17 protein-coding genes are annotated in these 17942 nt (G+C 57.3%); 15 read left to right on the forward strand and 2 right to left on the reverse strand.

From position 1 onward, the window contains the following. Positions 1-99: 99 nt before the first annotated feature. Positions 100-330, forward strand: a complete 231-nt coding sequence (locus LDB27_RS06255; RefSeq protein WP_000700635.1) for a hypothetical protein — start codon at positions 100-102, stop codon at positions 328-330. Between the two features lie 62 nt (positions 331-392). Here LDB27_RS06255 and tkt read toward each other — a convergent pair whose 3' ends face one another. Next, entirely contained in the window at positions 393-2393 is a 2001-nt protein-coding gene (tkt, locus tag LDB27_RS06260) for a transketolase (RefSeq protein ID WP_023203690.1), read from the reverse strand. Between the two features lie 19 nt (positions 2394-2412). Next, positions 2413-3363, reverse strand: a complete 951-nt coding sequence (gene tal, locus LDB27_RS06265; protein ID WP_225519930.1) for a transaldolase — start codon at positions 3361-3363, stop codon at positions 2413-2415. 271 nt (positions 3364-3634) lie between these two features. Between tal and maeB the strand changes: the two genes are divergently transcribed. The 14 genes from maeB to eutB all read left to right on the forward strand — a co-directional run bounded on the left by maeB (position 3635) and on the right by eutB (position 17930). Then, complete coding sequence (gene maeB / locus LDB27_RS06270; protein WP_000344300.1) at positions 3635-5914, forward strand: NADP-dependent oxaloacetate-decarboxylating malate dehydrogenase; 2280 nt, start codon at positions 3635-3637, stop codon at positions 5912-5914. Positions 5915-6330: 416 nt separating this feature from the next. After that, the gene (gene eutS, locus LDB27_RS06275) at positions 6331-6666 is read left to right on the forward strand and encodes an ethanolamine utilization microcompartment protein EutS (RefSeq protein ID WP_001031445.1); all 336 of its coding nucleotides are present in this window, start codon (positions 6331-6333) and stop codon (positions 6664-6666) included. A gap of 12 nt (positions 6667-6678) precedes the next feature. Then, a complete protein-coding gene (eutP, locus tag LDB27_RS06280) occupies positions 6679-7158 on the forward strand; it encodes an ethanolamine utilization acetate kinase EutP (protein WP_000820751.1) in 480 nt (159 codons plus the stop codon). Then, the gene (gene eutQ / locus LDB27_RS06285; RefSeq protein WP_000733867.1) at positions 7136-7825 is read left to right on the forward strand and encodes an ethanolamine utilization acetate kinase EutQ; all 690 of its coding nucleotides are present in this window, start codon (positions 7136-7138) and stop codon (positions 7823-7825) included. Before eutP ends, eutQ begins: the two co-directional genes overlap by 23 nt. Next, positions 7822-8625 (forward strand): ethanolamine utilization cob(I)yrinic acid a,c-diamide adenosyltransferase EutT, encoded by an 804-nt coding sequence (eutT, locus tag LDB27_RS06290; RefSeq protein ID WP_000997661.1) that lies wholly within the window; start codon positions 7822-7824, stop codon positions 8623-8625. The genes eutQ and eutT overlap by 4 nt, the downstream gene beginning before the upstream one ends. Beyond that, on the forward strand, positions 8622-9638 hold the full coding sequence (gene pta, locus LDB27_RS06295; RefSeq protein WP_000582917.1) for a phosphate acetyltransferase: 1017 nt from the start codon (positions 8622-8624) through the stop codon (positions 9636-9638). Before eutT ends, pta begins: the two co-directional genes overlap by 4 nt. Before the next feature lie 40 nt (positions 9639-9678). Then, on the forward strand, positions 9679-9969 hold the full coding sequence (gene eutM / locus LDB27_RS06300) for an ethanolamine utilization microcompartment protein EutM (protein ID WP_000387716.1): 291 nt from the start codon (positions 9679-9681) through the stop codon (positions 9967-9969). Positions 9970-10081: 112 nt separating this feature from the next. Next, positions 10082-10369 (forward strand): ethanolamine utilization microcompartment protein EutN, encoded by a 288-nt coding sequence (gene eutN, locus LDB27_RS06305; RefSeq protein ID WP_001522340.1) that lies wholly within the window; start codon positions 10082-10084, stop codon positions 10367-10369. A gap of 11 nt (positions 10370-10380) precedes the next feature. Continuing rightward, a complete protein-coding gene (locus LDB27_RS06310) occupies positions 10381-11784 on the forward strand; it encodes an aldehyde dehydrogenase family protein (protein ID WP_001075649.1) in 1404 nt (467 codons plus the stop codon). A gap of 10 nt (positions 11785-11794) precedes the next feature. Beyond that, a complete protein-coding gene (gene eutJ, locus LDB27_RS06315) occupies positions 11795-12634 on the forward strand; it encodes an ethanolamine utilization protein EutJ (protein ID WP_000929678.1) in 840 nt (279 codons plus the stop codon). Beyond that, complete coding sequence (gene eutG / locus LDB27_RS06320) at positions 12624-13811, forward strand: ethanolamine utilization ethanol dehydrogenase EutG (RefSeq protein WP_001147505.1); 1188 nt, start codon at positions 12624-12626, stop codon at positions 13809-13811. Before eutJ ends, eutG begins: the two co-directional genes overlap by 11 nt. A gap of 119 nt (positions 13812-13930) precedes the next feature. After that, complete coding sequence (gene eutH, locus LDB27_RS06325; protein ID WP_000512360.1) at positions 13931-15157, forward strand: ethanolamine utilization protein EutH; 1227 nt, start codon at positions 13931-13933, stop codon at positions 15155-15157. Beyond that, positions 15154-16557 (forward strand): ethanolamine ammonia-lyase reactivating factor EutA, encoded by a 1404-nt coding sequence (gene eutA, locus LDB27_RS06330; protein ID WP_001097514.1) that lies wholly within the window; start codon positions 15154-15156, stop codon positions 16555-16557. The genes eutH and eutA overlap by 4 nt, the downstream gene beginning before the upstream one ends. An 11-nt stretch (positions 16558-16568) precedes the next feature. Beyond that, the gene (gene eutB / locus LDB27_RS06335; RefSeq protein ID WP_000769988.1) at positions 16569-17930 is read left to right on the forward strand and encodes an ethanolamine ammonia-lyase subunit alpha; all 1362 of its coding nucleotides are present in this window, start codon (positions 16569-16571) and stop codon (positions 17928-17930) included. The last annotated feature ends 12 nt before the right edge of the window (positions 17931-17942 follow it).

Below are 17942 nucleotides of genomic sequence, written 5' to 3' on the forward strand. Positions count from 1 at the left end.
AGGGATACACCTATTGAGGTTTCATTTATGGTATAGAGATTGCTACGTTACGGTAGGATTGTTACTTTACCCGATAGCCTCACCACAGCAGGAAATAGTATGAAAATAAATAATGGCCCCGTATTATGCCCCCATTGTGGCTGCCTGAGCGCTTATTATGAAATAGATCGGCTGGCGGCGATAAGAGAGAAAGTGAATAAAGAAGGCGGATCAGCGGCATGGGATTCAACATTACAGGCGCATAAAAAAAAGGCCTTTTGCCTGATGTGCCATAAATCCATTGATGAGGTCGTCATCGGGCAGTCAGATGCGCCTGAGTCTACGAAGTAATTTTGCACAGCCTACAGAACAGGTCTGCAGACTGCGCAAAGTCTGTGTTGCTAACGCTCGCCTTAGCCTTTGATGTTCAGCACCCGGCGGGCTTTTTCTACAATATTTTCCACGGTAAAGCCAAAATACGGGAACAGTTTGTCAGCCGGGGCGGATTCACCGTATCCCGTCATGCCGATAATTGCGCCTTTTAGGCCAACATATTTATACCAGTAGTCGGCTATACCGGCTTCCACCGCGACGCGGGCGGTCACGTGCGCCGGTAGCACTGATTCGCGATATGCCTCGTCCTGCGCATCGAAAATATCCGTTGAAGGCAACGACACCACGCGAACGTTATGCCCCTCGCCAGTCAATTTTTCCGCCGCCTGGAGGGTAATTTCCATTTCCGATCCGGTAGCGATCAGAATGATATCCGGCTTGCCGCCGCTATCCTTCAGAATATAACCGCCGCGAGCAATTGCTTTCACCTGTTCCGGCGTGCGTTCCACCTGCGCCAGATTCTGCCGCGAGAGAATCAACGCCGTCGGCCCGTGCTGACGTTCAATGGCCAGCTTCCAGCCGACCGCCGCCTCAACCTGATCGCAGGGACGCCAGGTGCTGAAGTTTGGCGTTAAGCGCAGGCTCGCCAGTTGTTCCACGGCCTGGTGCGTCGGGCCATCTTCGCCCAAACCGATGGAGTCGTGGGTATAGACCATAATCTGCCGGGCTTTCATTAAGGCCGCCATACGCGCCGCGTTACGCGCATATTCGACAAACATCAGAAACGTGGCGGTATACGGTACAAAGCCGCCGTGGTGGGCGATGCCGTTGGCAATGGCGGTCATGCCGAATTCGCGCACGCCATAGTGGATGTAATTACCTGCCGGATCCTCTTTCAACGAGGTCGAACCTTTCCAGATAGTCAGGTTGCTCGGCGCCAGATCCGCCGATCCGCCCAACAGTTCCGGCAACAGGGGACCGTAGGCATTGAGCGTATTTTGCGATGCTTTACGGGTGGCGATTTTGGCCGGATTAGCCTGCAAGTCGTTAATAAATTTTTGCGTGGCGGATTCCCATGCCTCCGGCAATCCGCCGCTCATCCGGCGGGTAAACTCTGCGGCCAGCTCAGGATAAGCCTTCTTATAAGCAGCAAACTTTTCCTGCCACTGCTGCTGCGCTTTCTCGCCTTTTTCACGGCCATCCCACGCGCGGTAAATTTCTTTTGGGATCTCAAACGCCGGATGATGCCATCCCAGCTTCTGGCGGGTCAGAGCCACCTCTTCTTCGCCCAGCGCCGCGCCGTGCGACTCCTCCTTCCCGGCTTTATTCGGCGAGCCAAAACCTATCACCGTCCGACAGATAATTAGCGAAGGTTTGTCTTTTACGCTCTGGGCTTCCAGAATGGCTTTTTTCACCGCCTCCGGATCGTGCCCGTCAATGTCATGCACGACATGCCAGTGGTAGGCTTCAAAACGTTTGGCGGTATCGTCGGTAAACCAGCCTTCGGTTTCGCCATCAATGGAGATGCCGTTGTGATCGTAAAAGCCGATCAGTTTGCCCAGCCCCAGCGTACCAGCCAGCGAACACACCTCATGCGAGATCCCCTCCATCAGACAGCCGTCGCCCATAAAGACATAGGTGTAGTGGTCGACAATCTCATGGTCCGGCCGGTTGAACTGTGCGCCTAACGTACGCTCGGCAATCGCCAGCCCGACGGCATTCGCCAGCCCCTGGCCCAGCGGCCCGGTGGTGGTTTCAACGCCGGGCGTATAGCCAATCTCCGGGTGACCGGGCGTTTTAGAGTGCAGTTGACGGAAGTTTTTTAACTCCTCCAGCGGCAGGTCATAACCGGTTAAATGCAGCAGACTATAGAGCAGCATGGAGGCGTGACCGTTGGAAAGGATAAAACGATCACGGTCATACCAGGTCGGATCGGTGGGGTTATGTTTAAGAAAATCGTTCCATAGCACTTCAGCGATATCCGCCATCCCCATCGGCGCGCCGGGGTGCCCGGAATTGGCTTTTTGAACGGCATCCATGCTCAGCGCACGAATCGCATTGGCAAGGTCTTTACGGGACATAAATCACTCCATGCAAGGTTTATAGTTTGGCGGCAAGCAGGTCTTCCAGTTTGCGCTGGTCAACGGCAAAAAGACGGATACCTTCCGACAGCTTCTCTACGGCCATCGCGTCCTGATTATGTTCCCAGCGGAACTCCGCTTCCGTCATTGGCGTAGGACGGTGGAACATCTGCGAGGAAGGCACCAGTTTACGGATCACCGGTTCTTCTTTTTCTTTCAGCTCTTTAAGCAGGTTAGGGGAGATAGTCAGTCGATCGCAGCCGGTTAGCGCGAGGATTTGCTCAGTACGGCGGAAACTTGCCCCCATCACGATGGTTTCATAGCGATGCTGTTTAAAGTAATCGTAGATATTGCGTACCGATTTCACGCCGGGATCTTCCTCCACGACATACGGCTCCAGCGGACTACGCGCCTGATACCAGTCGTAAATTCGGCCCACGAACGGAGAGATCAAATAGACGCCCGCTTCGGCGCAGGCGCGCGCCTGGGCAAAAGAGAACAACAACGTCAGGTTGCAATTAATGCCCTCTTTTTCGAGCTGCCCGGCGGCGCGGATACCTTCCCAGGTTGCGGCGAGCTTGATCAGAATGCGCGATTTATCAATACCCTGCTGCTGGTAGAGATCCACCAGACGGCGCGCTTTCTCGATACTTTTTTCTTTATCGAATGATAACCGCGCGTCGACTTCAGTGGAGACGCGACCGGGAATACTTTTCAGTATTTCCGCGCCAAAATTGACCGCCAGTTTATCGCTGGCTGCTGCAACCTGCTGTTCCTGCGTACCGCCGTGTTTTTTTCCCCAGGCAATCGCATCCTCAATCAAATGACCATACTGCTCAAGCCCGGCGGCTTTCAACAGTAAAGAGGGATTTGTCGTGGCATCCTGCGGCTGGTAGTGGCGGATGGACTCGATGTCGCCGCTGTCGGCGACGACGGTAGTGAATTGTTTGATGCCGTCTAGCTGGTTCATAGGAAATACTCCTTGAAAAGTAAAGTGTTAGATGAGTGTGTTGATTCACACTTCTGAAAGATTGATACACTACATAACCAAAAAGCATAGCAGATAGGCATGGTATTGCTGGTATAAGCAGGTAACATGGCCGTTATAAGTTGATAACAAACTCTTGCGCCGCGTCGTGATAGTTTGCAGACCTTCAAAGTTTGTGTTGCGCAGTACGGTGATAATGTGCGGCGCACCAGGCCGCGTCACTTTTTGAACGATACGTGAAAGGAACAACAAGATGGATGAGCAGTTAAAACAAAGCGCCCTTGATTTCCACGAATTTCCGGTACCCGGTAAAATTCAGGTTTCTCCGACTAAGCCCCTTGCCACCCAACGCGATCTGGCGTTGGCTTACTCGCCAGGCGTGGCGGCGCCCTGCCTGGAAATCGAAAAAGATCCGCTGGCAGCCTACAAATACACCGCGCGCGGCAACCTTGTCGCGGTCATTTCCAACGGTACAGCGGTGCTGGGGTTAGGCAACATTGGCGCGCTGGCCGGCAAGCCGGTCATGGAAGGCAAAGGCGTTCTGTTTAAAAAATTCGCCGGCATTGATGTGTTTGACATTGAAGTCGATGAGCTTGACCCGGACAAATTTATCAACGTGGTCGCGGCGCTGGAGCCGACCTTTGGCGGCATTAACCTCGAAGACATTAAAGCGCCGGAATGTTTCTATATTGAACAGAAACTGCGCGAGCGCATGAACATCCCGGTTTTCCATGACGATCAGCACGGAACGGCGATCATCAGTACGGCCGCCATTCTTAATGGCCTGCGAGTCGTAGAGAAAAATATTTCCGACGTGCGGATGGTCGTCTCCGGCGCAGGGGCGGCGGCAATCGCTTGTATGAACCTGCTGGTCGCGTTGGGGATGCAAAAGCACAACATCGTGGTGTGCGACTCTAAGGGCGTTATTTACAAAGGCCGTGAGCCGAATATGGCGGAGACCAAAGCGGCCTATGCGGTAGACGACAGCGGCAAGCGCACGCTGGATGAGGTCATTGACGGCGCGGATATTTTCCTCGGCTGTTCAGGCCCGAAAGTGCTGACTCAGGAGATGGTGAAGAAAATGGCCCGCGCGCCAATGATTCTGGCGCTGGCTAACCCGGAACCGGAAATTCTGCCGCCGCTGGCGAAAGAAGTGCGCCCGGACGCCATTATCTGTACCGGTCGTTCCGACTATCCGAACCAGGTGAACAACGTATTGTGCTTCCCGTTTATCTTCCGCGGCGCACTGGACGTCGGCGCGACGGCGATCAACGAAGAGATGAAACTGGCGGCGGTCCGTGCGATTGCTGAGCTGGCGCACGCCGAACAGAGCGAAGTGGTGGCCTCGGCCTATGGCGATCAGGACCTGAGCTTTGGGCCGGAATACATTATTCCGAAACCGTTCGATCCGCGTCTGATTGTCAAAATCGCTCCGGCGGTCGCGAAAGCGGCAATGGATTCCGGCGTGGCGACGCGCCCGATTGCTGACTTTGATGCCTATATCGATAAACTGACCGAGTTTGTCTACAAAACCAACCTGTTCATGAAGCCGATCTTCTCGCAGGCACGCAAAGATCCGAAGCGCGTAGTGCTGCCGGAAGGGGAAGAGGCGCGCGTGCTGCACGCAACCCAGGAGTTGATCACCCTGGGGCTGGCGAAACCCATCCTGATCGGACGTCCGAGCGTGATCGAAATGCGTATCCAGAAACTGGGGCTACAGATCAAAGCGGGCGTTGATTTCGAGATCGTGAATAATGAATCCGATCCGCGCTTCAAAGAGTACTGGAGCGAGTATTACCAGATCATGAAGCGTCGCGGGGTAACTCAGGAACAGGCGCAGCGTGCGATGATCGGCAACCATACGGCCATTGGCGCGATCATGGTGCAGCGTGGGGAAGCGGATGCGATGATCTGCGGCACCATCGGCGACTACCATGAGCATTTCAGCGTCGTGAAAGCCGTCTTTGGCTACCGTGACGGCGTGCATACGGCAGGGGCGATGAACGCCTTACTGCTGCCAAGCGGCAACACTTTTATCGCCGATACTTATGTTAACGAAGATCCCACGCCGGAACAGTTGGCGGAGATCACCGTAATGGCGGCGGAAACCGTTCGCCGCTTTGGTATTGAGCCGAAAGTCGCGCTGTTGTCGCACTCTAACTTTGGTTCCTCAAATTCGCTGTCCGCCAGCAAAATGCGCGAAACCCTTGAGCGGGTACGCGAACGAGCGCCCGATCTGATGATTGACGGTGAGATGCACGGTGATGCAGCGTTGGTGGAAAGTATTCGTAATGACCGGATGCCGGATAGCCCGCTGAAGGGAGCCGCCAATATTCTGGTGATGCCGAATATGGAAGCCGCCCGCATTAGTTACAACTTACTCCGCGTCTCCAGTTCCGAAGGCGTCACGGTCGGCCCGGTCCTGATGGGCGTGTCTAAACCGGTACATGTATTAACGCCGATCGCCTCTGTACGCCGTATCGTGAATATGGTGGCGTTAGCGGTAGTTGAAGCGCAAACCACGCCGCTTTAATAACGCATTACACTCTCTTCTGGCGCAGGTTCTCCTGCGCTTTTTTTATGCGCCGCTGGGCTTCGCCATGGTATGGAAGGCTCGTGTGGGGATATTCTGGAACCTATTGTGTTACCCCTACTTATTTCACTGAATCTGTACTATGCACAAATCGAGTGATACGCATTATTTTTATCAATAGTAGTAATACAAAGAATAGCCGGTGGGTATTTATTGCGGAACAGGTTTAAATTCAGAATGACGCCTGAAAATGTGATGCACCACGATATTTATCGTTAACACCTTCGACAGAAGTCCCTTTTATTTTCTTTCTCTTAGTGATCTACCTCACCTTTTACATCACCTTGCCGAATTTTGTTATTTACTCCGACAAAAAATTGCCACGATGACGGCAGTTTCAGTGGAGACGGTGAGCAATGAATAAAGAACGCATTATTCAGGAATTTGTGCCGGGCAAACAGGTCACGCTGGCGCATCTCATTGCGCACCCTGGTGAAGAACTGGCGAAAAAGATCGGCGTTCCCGATGCTGGCGCGATTGGCATTATGACCTTAACGCCGGGGGAAACGGCCATGATTGCTGGCGATTTAGCGATGAAGGCTGCGGATGTACACATCGGTTTTCTCGACAGATTTAGCGGCGCGCTGGTGATTTATGGCACCGTCGGTGCAGTAGAAGAAGCGCTATTACAGACAGTCAGCGGGCTGGGGCGATTATTAAACTTTACCCTGTGTGAGTTAACAAAAAGTTAATTGGTGGCGGTAATGAAACGTATTGCTTTTGTCGGCGCGGTCGGTGCCGGAAAGACAACGCTTTTTAACGCGTTACGGGGAAATTATTCCCTCGCCAGAAAAACGCAGGCCGTGGAATTTAATGATCATGGCGATATAGATACGCCGGGTGAATATTTTAGCCATCCCCGTTGGTATCACGCCTTAATTACCACGTTGCAGGATGTGGACACGCTGATTTATGTCCACGCGGCAAACGATAAAGAAAGTCGCTTACCTGCCGGGTTATTGGATGTTGGAACCCGTAAACGACATATCGCCGTTATCAGCAAAACGGACATGCCGGATGCCGACGTCGCCGCTACGCGGCAGTTGCTTTGCGAGATTGGATTCCGGGAGCCGATTTTCGAGCTCAACGGCCACGACCCGCAAAGCGTGCGGCAGTTGGTGGATTATCTGGCGGCTCTCAGTGAACAGGAGGAAGAGGCAGGTGAAAAAACTTATCACAGCTAACGATATTCGTGCGGCCCACGCCCGCGGCGAACAGGCGATGTCGGTAGTGCTGCGCGCCAGCATTATTACCCCGGAGGCTCGCGAAGTGGCGGAACTACTGGGCTTCACGATTACCGAATGCGACGAGTCCGTCCCGGCATCCACATCGGCGCAGGCGTGTAAAAGCGAAAGCCAGCGCATTCGGGAAGCCATCATCGCGCAGCTCCCGGAAGGGCAGTTTACTGAAAGCCTGGTGGCGCAGTTGATGGAAAAAGTGCTCAAGGAAAAGCAGTCGTTGGAACTGGGGACGATGCAGCCGAGCTTTACCTCCGTCACGGGTAAAGGCGGCGTGAAAGTCATTGACGGCAGCAGCGTGAAATTTGGCCGCTTCGACGGCGCCGAACCGCACTGCGTCGGCTTAACCGATCTGGTTACAGAGCAGGACGGCAGCAGCATGGCCGCCGGGTTTATGCAGTGGGACAACGCCTTTTTCCCGTGGACGCTGAACTACGACGAAATCGACATGGTGCTGGAGGGCGAACTGCACGTACGTCATGAAGGCGAAACCATGATTGCCAAAGCCGGAGATGTCATGTTCATCCCTAAAGGCTCCAGCATTGAATTTGGCACGCCAACGTCCGTGCGCTTTCTGTACGTCGCCTGGCCTGCGAACTGGCAATCCGTATGAACGATTTCATCACCGAAACGTGGCTCAGAGCGAATCACACGCTCAGCGAAGGCTCGGAGATCCATCTGCCCGCTGATGCACGACTGACGCCCTCGGCCCGGGAACTGCTGGAAAGCCGTCGCCTGCGCATTAAGTTTCTGGATCAGCAAGGCCGGCTGTTTGTCGATGATGACGAACAGCAGCCGCAGCCGGTACATGGCTTAACCAGTAGCGATACGCACCCACAGGCCTGCTGTGAACTGTGCCGCCAGCCGGTGGTGAAAAAGCCCGATACGCTGACCCATCTGACGGCGGACAAAATGGTCGCCAAAAGCGACCCGCGCCTCGGCTTTCGCGCCGCGCTCGACAGCGCCATCGCGCTGACCGTGTGGCTACAAATCGAACTGGCGGAACCCTGGCAGCCGTGGCTTTTCGATATCCGCTCACGGCTGGGCAACATTATGCGCGCCGACGCTATAGATGAACCGCTGGCGGCGCAGTCTATCGTCGGGCTGAACGAGGATGAGCTGCATCGCCTTTCCCACCAGCCGCTGCGCTATCTCGACCACGATCACCTGGTGCCGGAGGCCAGCCACGGTCGCGATGCGGCGCTGCTTAATCTGCTGCGAACCAAAGTCCGTGAAACGGAAACCCTCGCCGCACAAGTGTTTATTACCCGTAGTTTTGAGGTCTTGCGCCCGGACATTTTACAGGCGCTGAACCGTCTCTCCAGCACGGTTTACGTGATGATGATTTTGAGCGTGGCGAAACATCCGCTGACGGTCGCCCAAATTCAACAACGGTTGGGAGAGAAGCCATGATCATTGAACGCGCCCGCGAACTGGCGGTACGTGCCCCCGCCAGAGTCGTCTTTCCCGATGCGCTGGACGAACGCGTGCTGAAAGCGGCGCATTACCTGCAACAGTGCGGTCTGGCTCGCCCCGTTCTGGTCGCCAGTCCGTTTGCGCTGCGTCAGTTTGCCCTGAGTCATCGTATGGCGATGGATGGCATTCAGGTCATCGACCCACACAGCAACCTGAGTATGCGCCAGCGTTTTGCGCAACGCTGGCTTGCCCGTGCCGGAGAAAAAACGCCGCCGGACGCAGTGGAAAAGCTTAGCGACCCGCTAATGTTCGCTGCCGCCATGGTGAGCGCCGGTGAGGCTGATGTGTGTATCGCAGGCAACCTGTCGTCAACGGCGAATGTGCTGCGCGCAGGGCTGCGGGTGATTGGCCTGCAACCCGGATGCAAAACATTGTCGTCTATTTTCCTGATGCTGCCGCAGTATGCCGGTCGGGCATTAGGGTTCGCCGATTGCAGCGTAGTGCCGCAGCCGACGGCGGCGCAGCTGGCGGATATCGCTATCGCCAGCGCCGACACCTGGCGGGCCATTACCGGCGAAGAGCCGCACGTGGCGATGCTGTCATTTTCAAGCAACGGCAGCGCCCGTCACCCCAATGTTGCCAACGTGCAGCAGGCGACAGAGCTCGTTCGCGAACGTGCGCCGCAACTGCTTGTGGACGGTGAATTGCAGTTTGACGCCGCTTTCGTACCGGAGGTCGCCGCGCAAAAAGCGCCTGACAGCCCGCTGCAAGGCCGCGCCAACGTGATGATTTTCCCGTCGCTGGAGGCGGGCAATATTGGCTACAAAATCGCTCAGCGTCTGGGAGGCTATCGCGCTGTTGGGCCGCTAATTCAGGGGCTTGCCGCGCCGCTTCACGACCTCTCCCGAGGCTGTAGCGTGCAGGAAATTATCGAACTGGCGTTGGTGGCAGCCGTGCCGCGCCAGGCTGACGTGAGCCGCGAACGCAGCTTACACACACTGGTTGAATGAACGGTCCCGTTCTGGACCCCTTTAATGAGAGGAAAACACGATGGAAGCATTAGGAATGATTGAAACCCGGGGCCTGGTTGCGCTGATTGAGGCCTCAGATGCGATGGTAAAAGCCGCACGCGTGAAGCTGGTCGGCGTGAAGCAGATTGGCGGTGGCCTGTGTACGGCCATGGTACGTGGCGACGTGGCGGCGTGCAAAGCCGCAACCGATGCTGGCGCCGCTGCGGCGCAGCGCATTGGCGAGCTGGTCTCCGTACACGTGATTCCACGCCCGCACGGCGATCTGGAAGAAGTGTTCCCGATCAGCTTCAAAGGCGACAGCAACATTTGATGGTAGGCCGGATAAGACGCGCAGCGTCGCCATCCGGCATGAATGCGCGCCATTGCCTGATGGTGCGCAGATTCAAGGCCTACGACCCAACGGGCAATCCATGGAGGCGGATATGAAACTGGCAGTCGTCACAGGACAAATCGTATGTACCGTCCGCCATCAGGGACTGGCGCATGACAAATTGCTGATGGTGGAAATGATCGATGCCCAGGGCAACCCCGACGGGCAGTGTGCCGTCGCTATCGACAGTATCGGGGCGGGAACCGGAGAGTGGGTACTGCTGGTCAGCGGCAGTTCCGCACGCCAGGCGCATCGCAGCGAATTATCACCGGTCGATCTGTGCGTCATTGGCATCGTCGATGAAGTGGTGGCTGGCGGGAAAGTGGTTTTCCATAAATAGGACTGAACATCATGAATCAACAGGATATTGAACAGGTGGTGAAAGCGGTACTGCTGAAAATGAAAGACAGCAGCCAGCCGGACAGCACTGTTCATGAGATGGGCGTTTTTGCCTCCCTGGATGACGCAGTGGCGGCAGCAAAACGGGCCCAGCAGGGGCTGAAGAGCGTGGCGATGCGCCAGCTTGCCATTCATGCCATTCGCGAAGCGGGCGAAAAACACGCCCGAGAATTAGCGGAACTTGCCGTCAGCGAAACCGGCATGGGACGCGTTGACGATAAATTTGCTAAAAACGTGGCGCAGGCGCGCGGCACGCCGGGCGTCGAGTGTTTATCTCCGCAGGTGCTGACCGGCGATAACGGCCTGACGCTGATTGAAAATGCGCCGTGGGGCGTGGTGGCCTCGGTCACGCCGTCCACCAATCCGGCGGCGACGGTGATTAATAACGCCATCAGCCTGATTGCCGCAGGCAACAGCGTTGTGTTTGCTCCGCATCCGGCGGCGAAAAAGGTCTCTCAGCGGGCAATCACCCTCCTCAATCAGGCGGTGGTCGCCGCCGGCGGCCCGGAAAATTTGCTGGTCACCGTGGCGAACCCGGATATCGAAACCGCCCAGCGGCTGTTCAAGTATCCCGGTATTGGCCTGCTGGTGGTGACCGGCGGCGAAGCGGTGGTGGACGCGGCGCGCAAACATACTAATAAACGCCTGATTGCCGCTGGTGCCGGTAATCCCCCGGTGGTGGTGGATGAGACCGCCGACCTGCCTCGCGCTGCACAATCCATCGTCAAAGGCGCGTCGTTTGATAACAACATCATCTGTGCTGACGAAAAAGTGCTGATTGTGGTGGATAGCGTCGCCGACGAGCTGATGCGTCTGATGGAAGGTCAGCACGCGGTGAAACTGACCGCCGCTCAGGCCGAACAGCTCCAGCCGGTGCTGCTGAAGAATATTGATGAGCGCGGCAAAGGCACCGTCAGCCGTGACTGGGTCGGTCGTGACGCGGGCAAGATTGCCGCAGCCATCGGCCTGAACGTCCCGGATCAAACGCGCCTGCTGTTTGTGGAAACGCCAGCTAACCATCCGTTTGCCGTCACTGAAATGATGATGCCGGTACTGCCGGTGGTGCGGGTCGCCAACGTCGAAGAAGCCATCGCCCTGGCGGTTCAGCTTGAAGGCGGTTGCCACCATACGGCGGCGATGCACTCGCGCAATATCGACAACATGAACCAGATGGCGAACGCCATCGACACCAGCATTTTCGTCAAAAACGGGCCGTGCATTGCCGGGCTTGGATTGGGCGGAGAAGGCTGGACCACCATGACCATCACCACGCCAACCGGCGAAGGCGTGACCAGCGCGCGTACCTTTGTGCGGCTGCGTCGATGCGTGCTGGTGGATGCGTTTCGCATTGTATAAGGGATGACTCATGGCGCACGACGAACAACTCTGGCTCACCCCAAGACTGCAAAAAGCGGCGGCCCTGTGTAACCAGACGCCCGCCGCCAGCGACACACCGCTGTGGCTGGGCGTCGATTTGGGCACCTGCGACGTGGTGTCGATGGTGGTCGACGGCAACGCCCAGCCGGTGGCGGTGTGCCTTGACTGGGCCGACGTTGTGCGTGACGGCATCGTCTGGGATTTCTTCGGCGCCGTCACCCTCGTGCGCCGCCATCTCGACACCCTTGAACAGCAGCTCGGCTGCCGCTTTACCCACGCGGCGACCTCGTTCCCGCCAGGCACCGACCCGCGTATTTCGATCAACGTGCTGGAGTCTGCCGGGTTAGAAGTCAGCCACGTACTGGATGAGCCGACCGCGGTGGCGGATCTTTTACAGCTCGATAACGCCGGGGTGGTGGATATCGGCGGCGGCACCACCGGGATCGCCATCGTTAAGCAGGGAGAAGTGACTTACTCCGCCGATGAAGCGACCGGTGGTCATCATATCTCCCTGACGCTCGCCGGAAACCGCCGCATCCCGTTGGAAGAGGCGGAGCAGTACAAGCGCAGCAACGCCCAGGAGATCTGGCCGGTAGTGAAACCGGTGTACGAAAAAATGGCGGAGATCGTTGCTCGCCACATTGAAGGGCAAGGAATTGCTGATTTATGGCTGGCGGGCGGTTCCTGTATGCAGCCGGGCGTGGAGGCGTTATTTCGCCAGCGTTTCCCGGAGTTACAGGTGCATTTACCACAGCACAGCCTGTTTATGACCCCGCTGGCGATAGCTAACAGCGGGAGAGCGAAAGCGGAGGGACTCTATGCAAGCTGAACTACAGACGGCGCTGTTTCAGGCATTCGACACCCTGAATCTGCAACGGGTGAAAACGTTCAGCGTACCGCCGGTCACGCTGTGCGGGCTTGGGGCGCTCGGCGCCTGCGGCCAGGAAGCGCAAGCGCGAGGCGTAAGCCATCTGTTTGTGATGGTCGACAGCTTCCTGCATCAGGCGGGAATGACTGCGCCGCTGGCACGCAGCCTGGCGATGAAAGGCGTGGCGATGACAGTCTGGCCGTGTCCGCCAGGCGAGCCGTGCATTACCGATGTCTGCGCGGCGGTGGCGCAACTGCGTGAGGCGGCGTGCGACGGCGTAGTGGCCTTTGGCGGCGGTTCGGTGCTGGACGCGGCGAAAGCGGTCGCCCTGCTGGTGACTAACCCTGACCAGACGCTGAGCGCCATGACCGAGCGCAGTACATTACGCCCGCGTCTGCCGCTGATTGCGGTGCCGACCACCGCCGGAACCGGTTCTGAAACCACCAACGTGACGGTGATTATCGACGCGGTCAGCGGGCGCAAGCAGGTGCTGGCGCACGCGTCACTAATGCCGGACGTGGCGATTCTTGATGCTGCCGTGACCGAAGGCGTTCCGCCAAACGTGACGGCGATGACCGGTATCGATGCGTTGACTCATGCGATTGAGGCCTACAGCGCGCTCAACGCCACGCCGTTTACCGACAGCCTGGCGATTGGCGCGATAGCGATGATTGGCAAATCGCTGCCGAAAGCCGTGGGTTACGGCCACGATCTGGCGGCGCGTGAAAATATGTTACTGGCCTCCTGTATGGCGGGAATGGCCTTTTCCAGCGCCGGTCTGGGGCTGTGTCATGCAATGGCGCACCAGCCAGGGGCGGCGCTGCATATTCCGCACGGCCAGGCCAACGCTATGCTGCTGCCAACGGTCATGGGCTTTAACCGGATGGTATGCCGCGAACGCTTCAGTCAAATCGGCCGGGCGTTAACCAATAAGAAATCGGACGATCGCGATGCGATTGCGGCGGTGAGCGAGCTGATTGCCGAAGTAGGGCAGAGCAAACGGCTGGCTGACGCTGGCGCCAAACCCGAACACTACAGCGCATGGGCGCAAGCCGCGCTGGAGGATATTTGTCTGCGCAGTAACCCACGCACCGCCACACAGGCACAGATTATCGACCTGTACGCGGCTGCCGGGTAATGCCTGTAGGCCGGATAAGGTGCTCGCACCGCCATCCGGCAATAACACGGCGTTAATGCCGGAGGCGACGTAAACGTCTTATCCGGCCTACAAATCATAAATGGCAGGGAGTAAGGGCTATGGGAATTAACGAAATCATCATGTACATCATGATGTTCTTTATGCTGATTGCCGCCGTGGACAGAATCCTGTCGCAGTTCGGCGGGTCGGCGCGCTTCCTCGGTAAATTCGGTAAGAGTATTGAGGGGTCTGGCGGCCAGTTTGAAGAGGGCTTTATGGCGATGGGCGCGCTGGGGCTGGCGATGGTCGGTATGACCGCGCTGGCGCCGGTGCTGGCGCATGTACTGGGGCCGGTTATTATCCCGGTATACGAAATGCTGGGCGCGAACCCATCCATGTTCGCGGGTACGCTGCTGGCCTGTGATATGGGCGGATTCTTCCTCGCCAAAGAGCTGGCCGGCGGTGATGTCGCGGCGTGGCTATACTCAGGGTTAATCCTTGGGTCGATGATGGGGCCGACCATTGTGTTCTCCATTCCGGTGGCGCTCGGCATTATCGAACCGTCTGACCGCCGCTACCTGGCGCTTGGCGTACTGGCGGGTATCGTCACCATTCCCATTGGCTGCATTGCGGGGGGATTGATCGCCATGTACTCAGGCGTGCAGATCAATGGTCAGCCAGTGGAGTTTACCTTCGCGCTGATCCTGATGAACATGATCCCGGTATTGATCGTCGCGGTGCTGGTAGCGCTGGGGCTGAAGTTCATCCCGGAAAAAATGATCAACGGTTTCCAGATTTTCGCCAAATTTCTGGTGGCGCTGATCACCATCGGCCTGGCAGCTGCGGTGGTTAAATTCCTGTTGGGTTGGGAGTTGATTCCGGGACTCGACCCGATCTTTATGGCGCCAGGCGACAAACCCGGCGAAGTGATGCGCGCCATTGAAGTGATCGGCTCTATCTCCTGCGTGCTGCTCGGCGCGTATCCGATGGTGCTATTACTGACTCGCTGGTTTGAAAAACCGTTGATGAATGTCGGTAAACTGCTGAACGTAAATAATATTGCGGCGGCAGGCATGGTAGCGACCCTGGCGAACAATATCCCCATGTTCGGCATGATGAAGCAGATGGATACCCGCGGCAAAGTGATTAACTGCGCATTTGCCGTCTCTGCGGCGTTCGCGCTGGGCGACCATTTAGGCTTCGCCGCCGCCAACATGAACGCCATGATCTTCCCGATGATCGTCGGCAAGCTGATCGGCGGCGTGACGGCGATTGGCGTGGCGATGATGCTGGTGCCGAAAGATGACGCCGCCCAGGTGAAAACCGAAGTGGAGGCGCAATCGTGAACACTCGCCAGCTACTGAGCGTCGGTATCGATATCGGCACCACCACCACGCAGGTGATCTTCTCGCGCCTGGAGTTGGTTAACCGTGCGGCGGTGTCGCAGGTGCCGCGCTACGAATTCATCAAACGCGACATTAGCTGGCAAAGCCCGGTCTTCTTTACGCCCGTGGATAAGCAGGGCGGTCTGAAAGAGGCCGAACTTAAAGCGCTGATTCTGGCCCAGTATCAGGCCGCAGGCATCGCGCCTGAATCGGTGGACTCCGGGGCTATCATTATTACCGGCGAAAGCGCCAAAACCCGCAACGCCCGTCCGGCGGTCATGGCGCTCTCGCAGGCGCTGGGCGACTTTGTGGTCGCCAGCGCTGGGCCGCATCTGGAATCAGTCATTGCCGGTCACGGCGCCGGAGCGCAAAGCTTGTCTGAGCAGCGGATGTGCCGGGTGCTGAATATTGATATCGGCGGCGGCACGTCTAACTACGCGCTGTTTGACGCGGGAAAAGTCAGCGGCACCGCCTGCCTTAACGTCGGTGGTCGCCTGCTGGAAACCGACGCTCAGGGGCGCGTGGTTTATGCCCATCAGCCGGGGCAGATGATTATCGATGAGGTGTTCGGTTCGGGTACTGATGCTCGCGCCTTAGCTGCCGCACAGTTGGGGCAGGTGGCGCGGCGGATGGCGGATCTCATCGTCGAGGTTATCACTGGCGCGCTCTCGCCGCTGGCGCAATCGCTGATGCAAACCGGGCTGCTGCCCGCCGATATTACGCCGGAGGTGATCACCCTTTCCGGTGGGGTAGGTGAATGCTACCGCAACCAACCTGCCGATCCGTTCTGCTTTTCTGATATCGGGCCGCTGCTGGCGACCGCGCTGCATGAGCACCCGCGTCTGCGCGAGATGAACGTGCAGTTTCCGGCGCAAACCGTGCGCGCCACGGTGATTGGCGCGGGGGCCCATACGCTCTCGCTTTCCGGCAGTACTATCTGGCTGGAAGACGTCCAACTGCCGCTGCGCAACCTGCCGGTGGCGATCCCGCAGGATGACGCCGATCTGGTGAACGCCTGGCGGCAGGCGCTTCTCCAGCTTGATCTCGACCCGCAAACCGACGCTTACGTGCTGGCGCTTCCCGCCACGCTCCCGGTGCGTTACGCCGCATTACTCACGGTCATCAACGCGCTGACGGCTTTTGTCGCGCGTTATCCCAATCCACATCCCCTGCTGGTGGTGGCCGAGCAGGATTTTGGTAAAGCGCTGGGCATGTTATTGCGCCCACAGTTACCGCAACTTCCGCTGGCGGTCATCGATGAGGTGGTCGTGCGGGCGGGAGACTATATCGACATTGGTACGCCTCTTTTTGGCGGATCGGTTGTGCCGGTGACGGTGAAATCACTCGCATTTCCTTCCTGAGGGAACGACTTATGAAACTAAAGACCACATTGTTCGGCAATGTTTATCAGTTTAAGGATGTAAAAGAGGTACTGGCTAAAGCCAACGAACTGCGTTCGGGGGATGTGCTGGCCGGGGTTGCCGCGGCAAGTTCGCAGGAGCGCGTAGCGGCAAAACAGGTACTGTCGGAAATGACGGTGGCGGATATCCGCAACAATCCGGTGATTGCCTATGAAGAGGACTGCGTGACGCGCCTGATTCAGGACGACGTCAACGAAACGGCCTATAACCGGATTAAAAACTGGAGCATCAGCGAACTGCGTGAATACGTGCTGAGCGATGAAACCTCCGTGGACGACATCGCGTTTACCCGCAAAGGCCTGACCTCCGAAGTGGTGGCGGCAGTAGCGAAAATCTGCTCCAACGCTGACCTGATCTACGGCGGCAAGAAAATGCCGGTGATCAAAAAAGCCAATACCACCATCGGTATTCCGGGCACTTTTAGCTGCCGTTTGCAGCCGAACGATACCCGTGACGATGTACAGAGTATCGCCGCGCAAATCTACGAAGGGCTTTCTTTCGGCGCAGGCGATGCGGTGATCGGCGTTAACCCGGTGACCGATGACGTGGAAAACCTGACCCGCGTGCTCGACACCGTTTACGGCGTTATCGATAAATTCAATATTCCGACCCAGGGCTGCGTGCTGGCGCACGTCACCACCCAGATTGAAGCGATTCGTCGCGGCGCGCCGGGCGGACTGATTTTCCAGAGCATTTGCGGCAGCGAGAAGGGCTTAAAAGAGTTCGGCGTCGAGCTGGCGATGCTCGACGAAGCGCGGGCTGTGGGGGCGGAGTTCAACCGCATCGCCGGGGAAAACTGCCTGTACTTTGAAACCGGACAGGGCTCGGCGCTGTCGGCTGGCGCGAACTTTGGTGCCGACCAGGTGACGATGGAAGCGCGTAACTACGGGCTGGCGCGCCACTACGATCCGTTCCTGGTGAACACCGTCGTGGGCTTTATCGGGCCGGAGTATCTCTACAACGACAGGCAGATTATCCGCGCCGGTCTCGAAGATCACTTTATGGGCAAGCTGAGCGGCATCTCGATGGGCTGCGACTGCTGCTATACCAACCATGCCGACGCCGACCAGAACCTTAACGAAAACCTGATGATTCTGCTCGCCACTGCCGGCTGTAACTACATCATGGGGATGCCGCTCGGCGACGACATCATGCTCAACTACCAGACCACCGCTTTCCACGATACCGCCACCGTCCGTCAGTTGCTGAATTTACGGCCGTCGCCGGAGTTTGAATGCTGGCTGGAAACGATGGGCATTATGGCAAACGGTCGTCTGACCAAACGGGCGGGCGATCCGTCACTGTTCTTCTGATGACGCGGGGAT

The organism is Salmonella sp. JXY0409-18, assembly GCF_020268625.1.
GTDB lineage: Bacteria > Pseudomonadota > Gammaproteobacteria > Enterobacterales > Enterobacteriaceae > Salmonella > Salmonella enterica.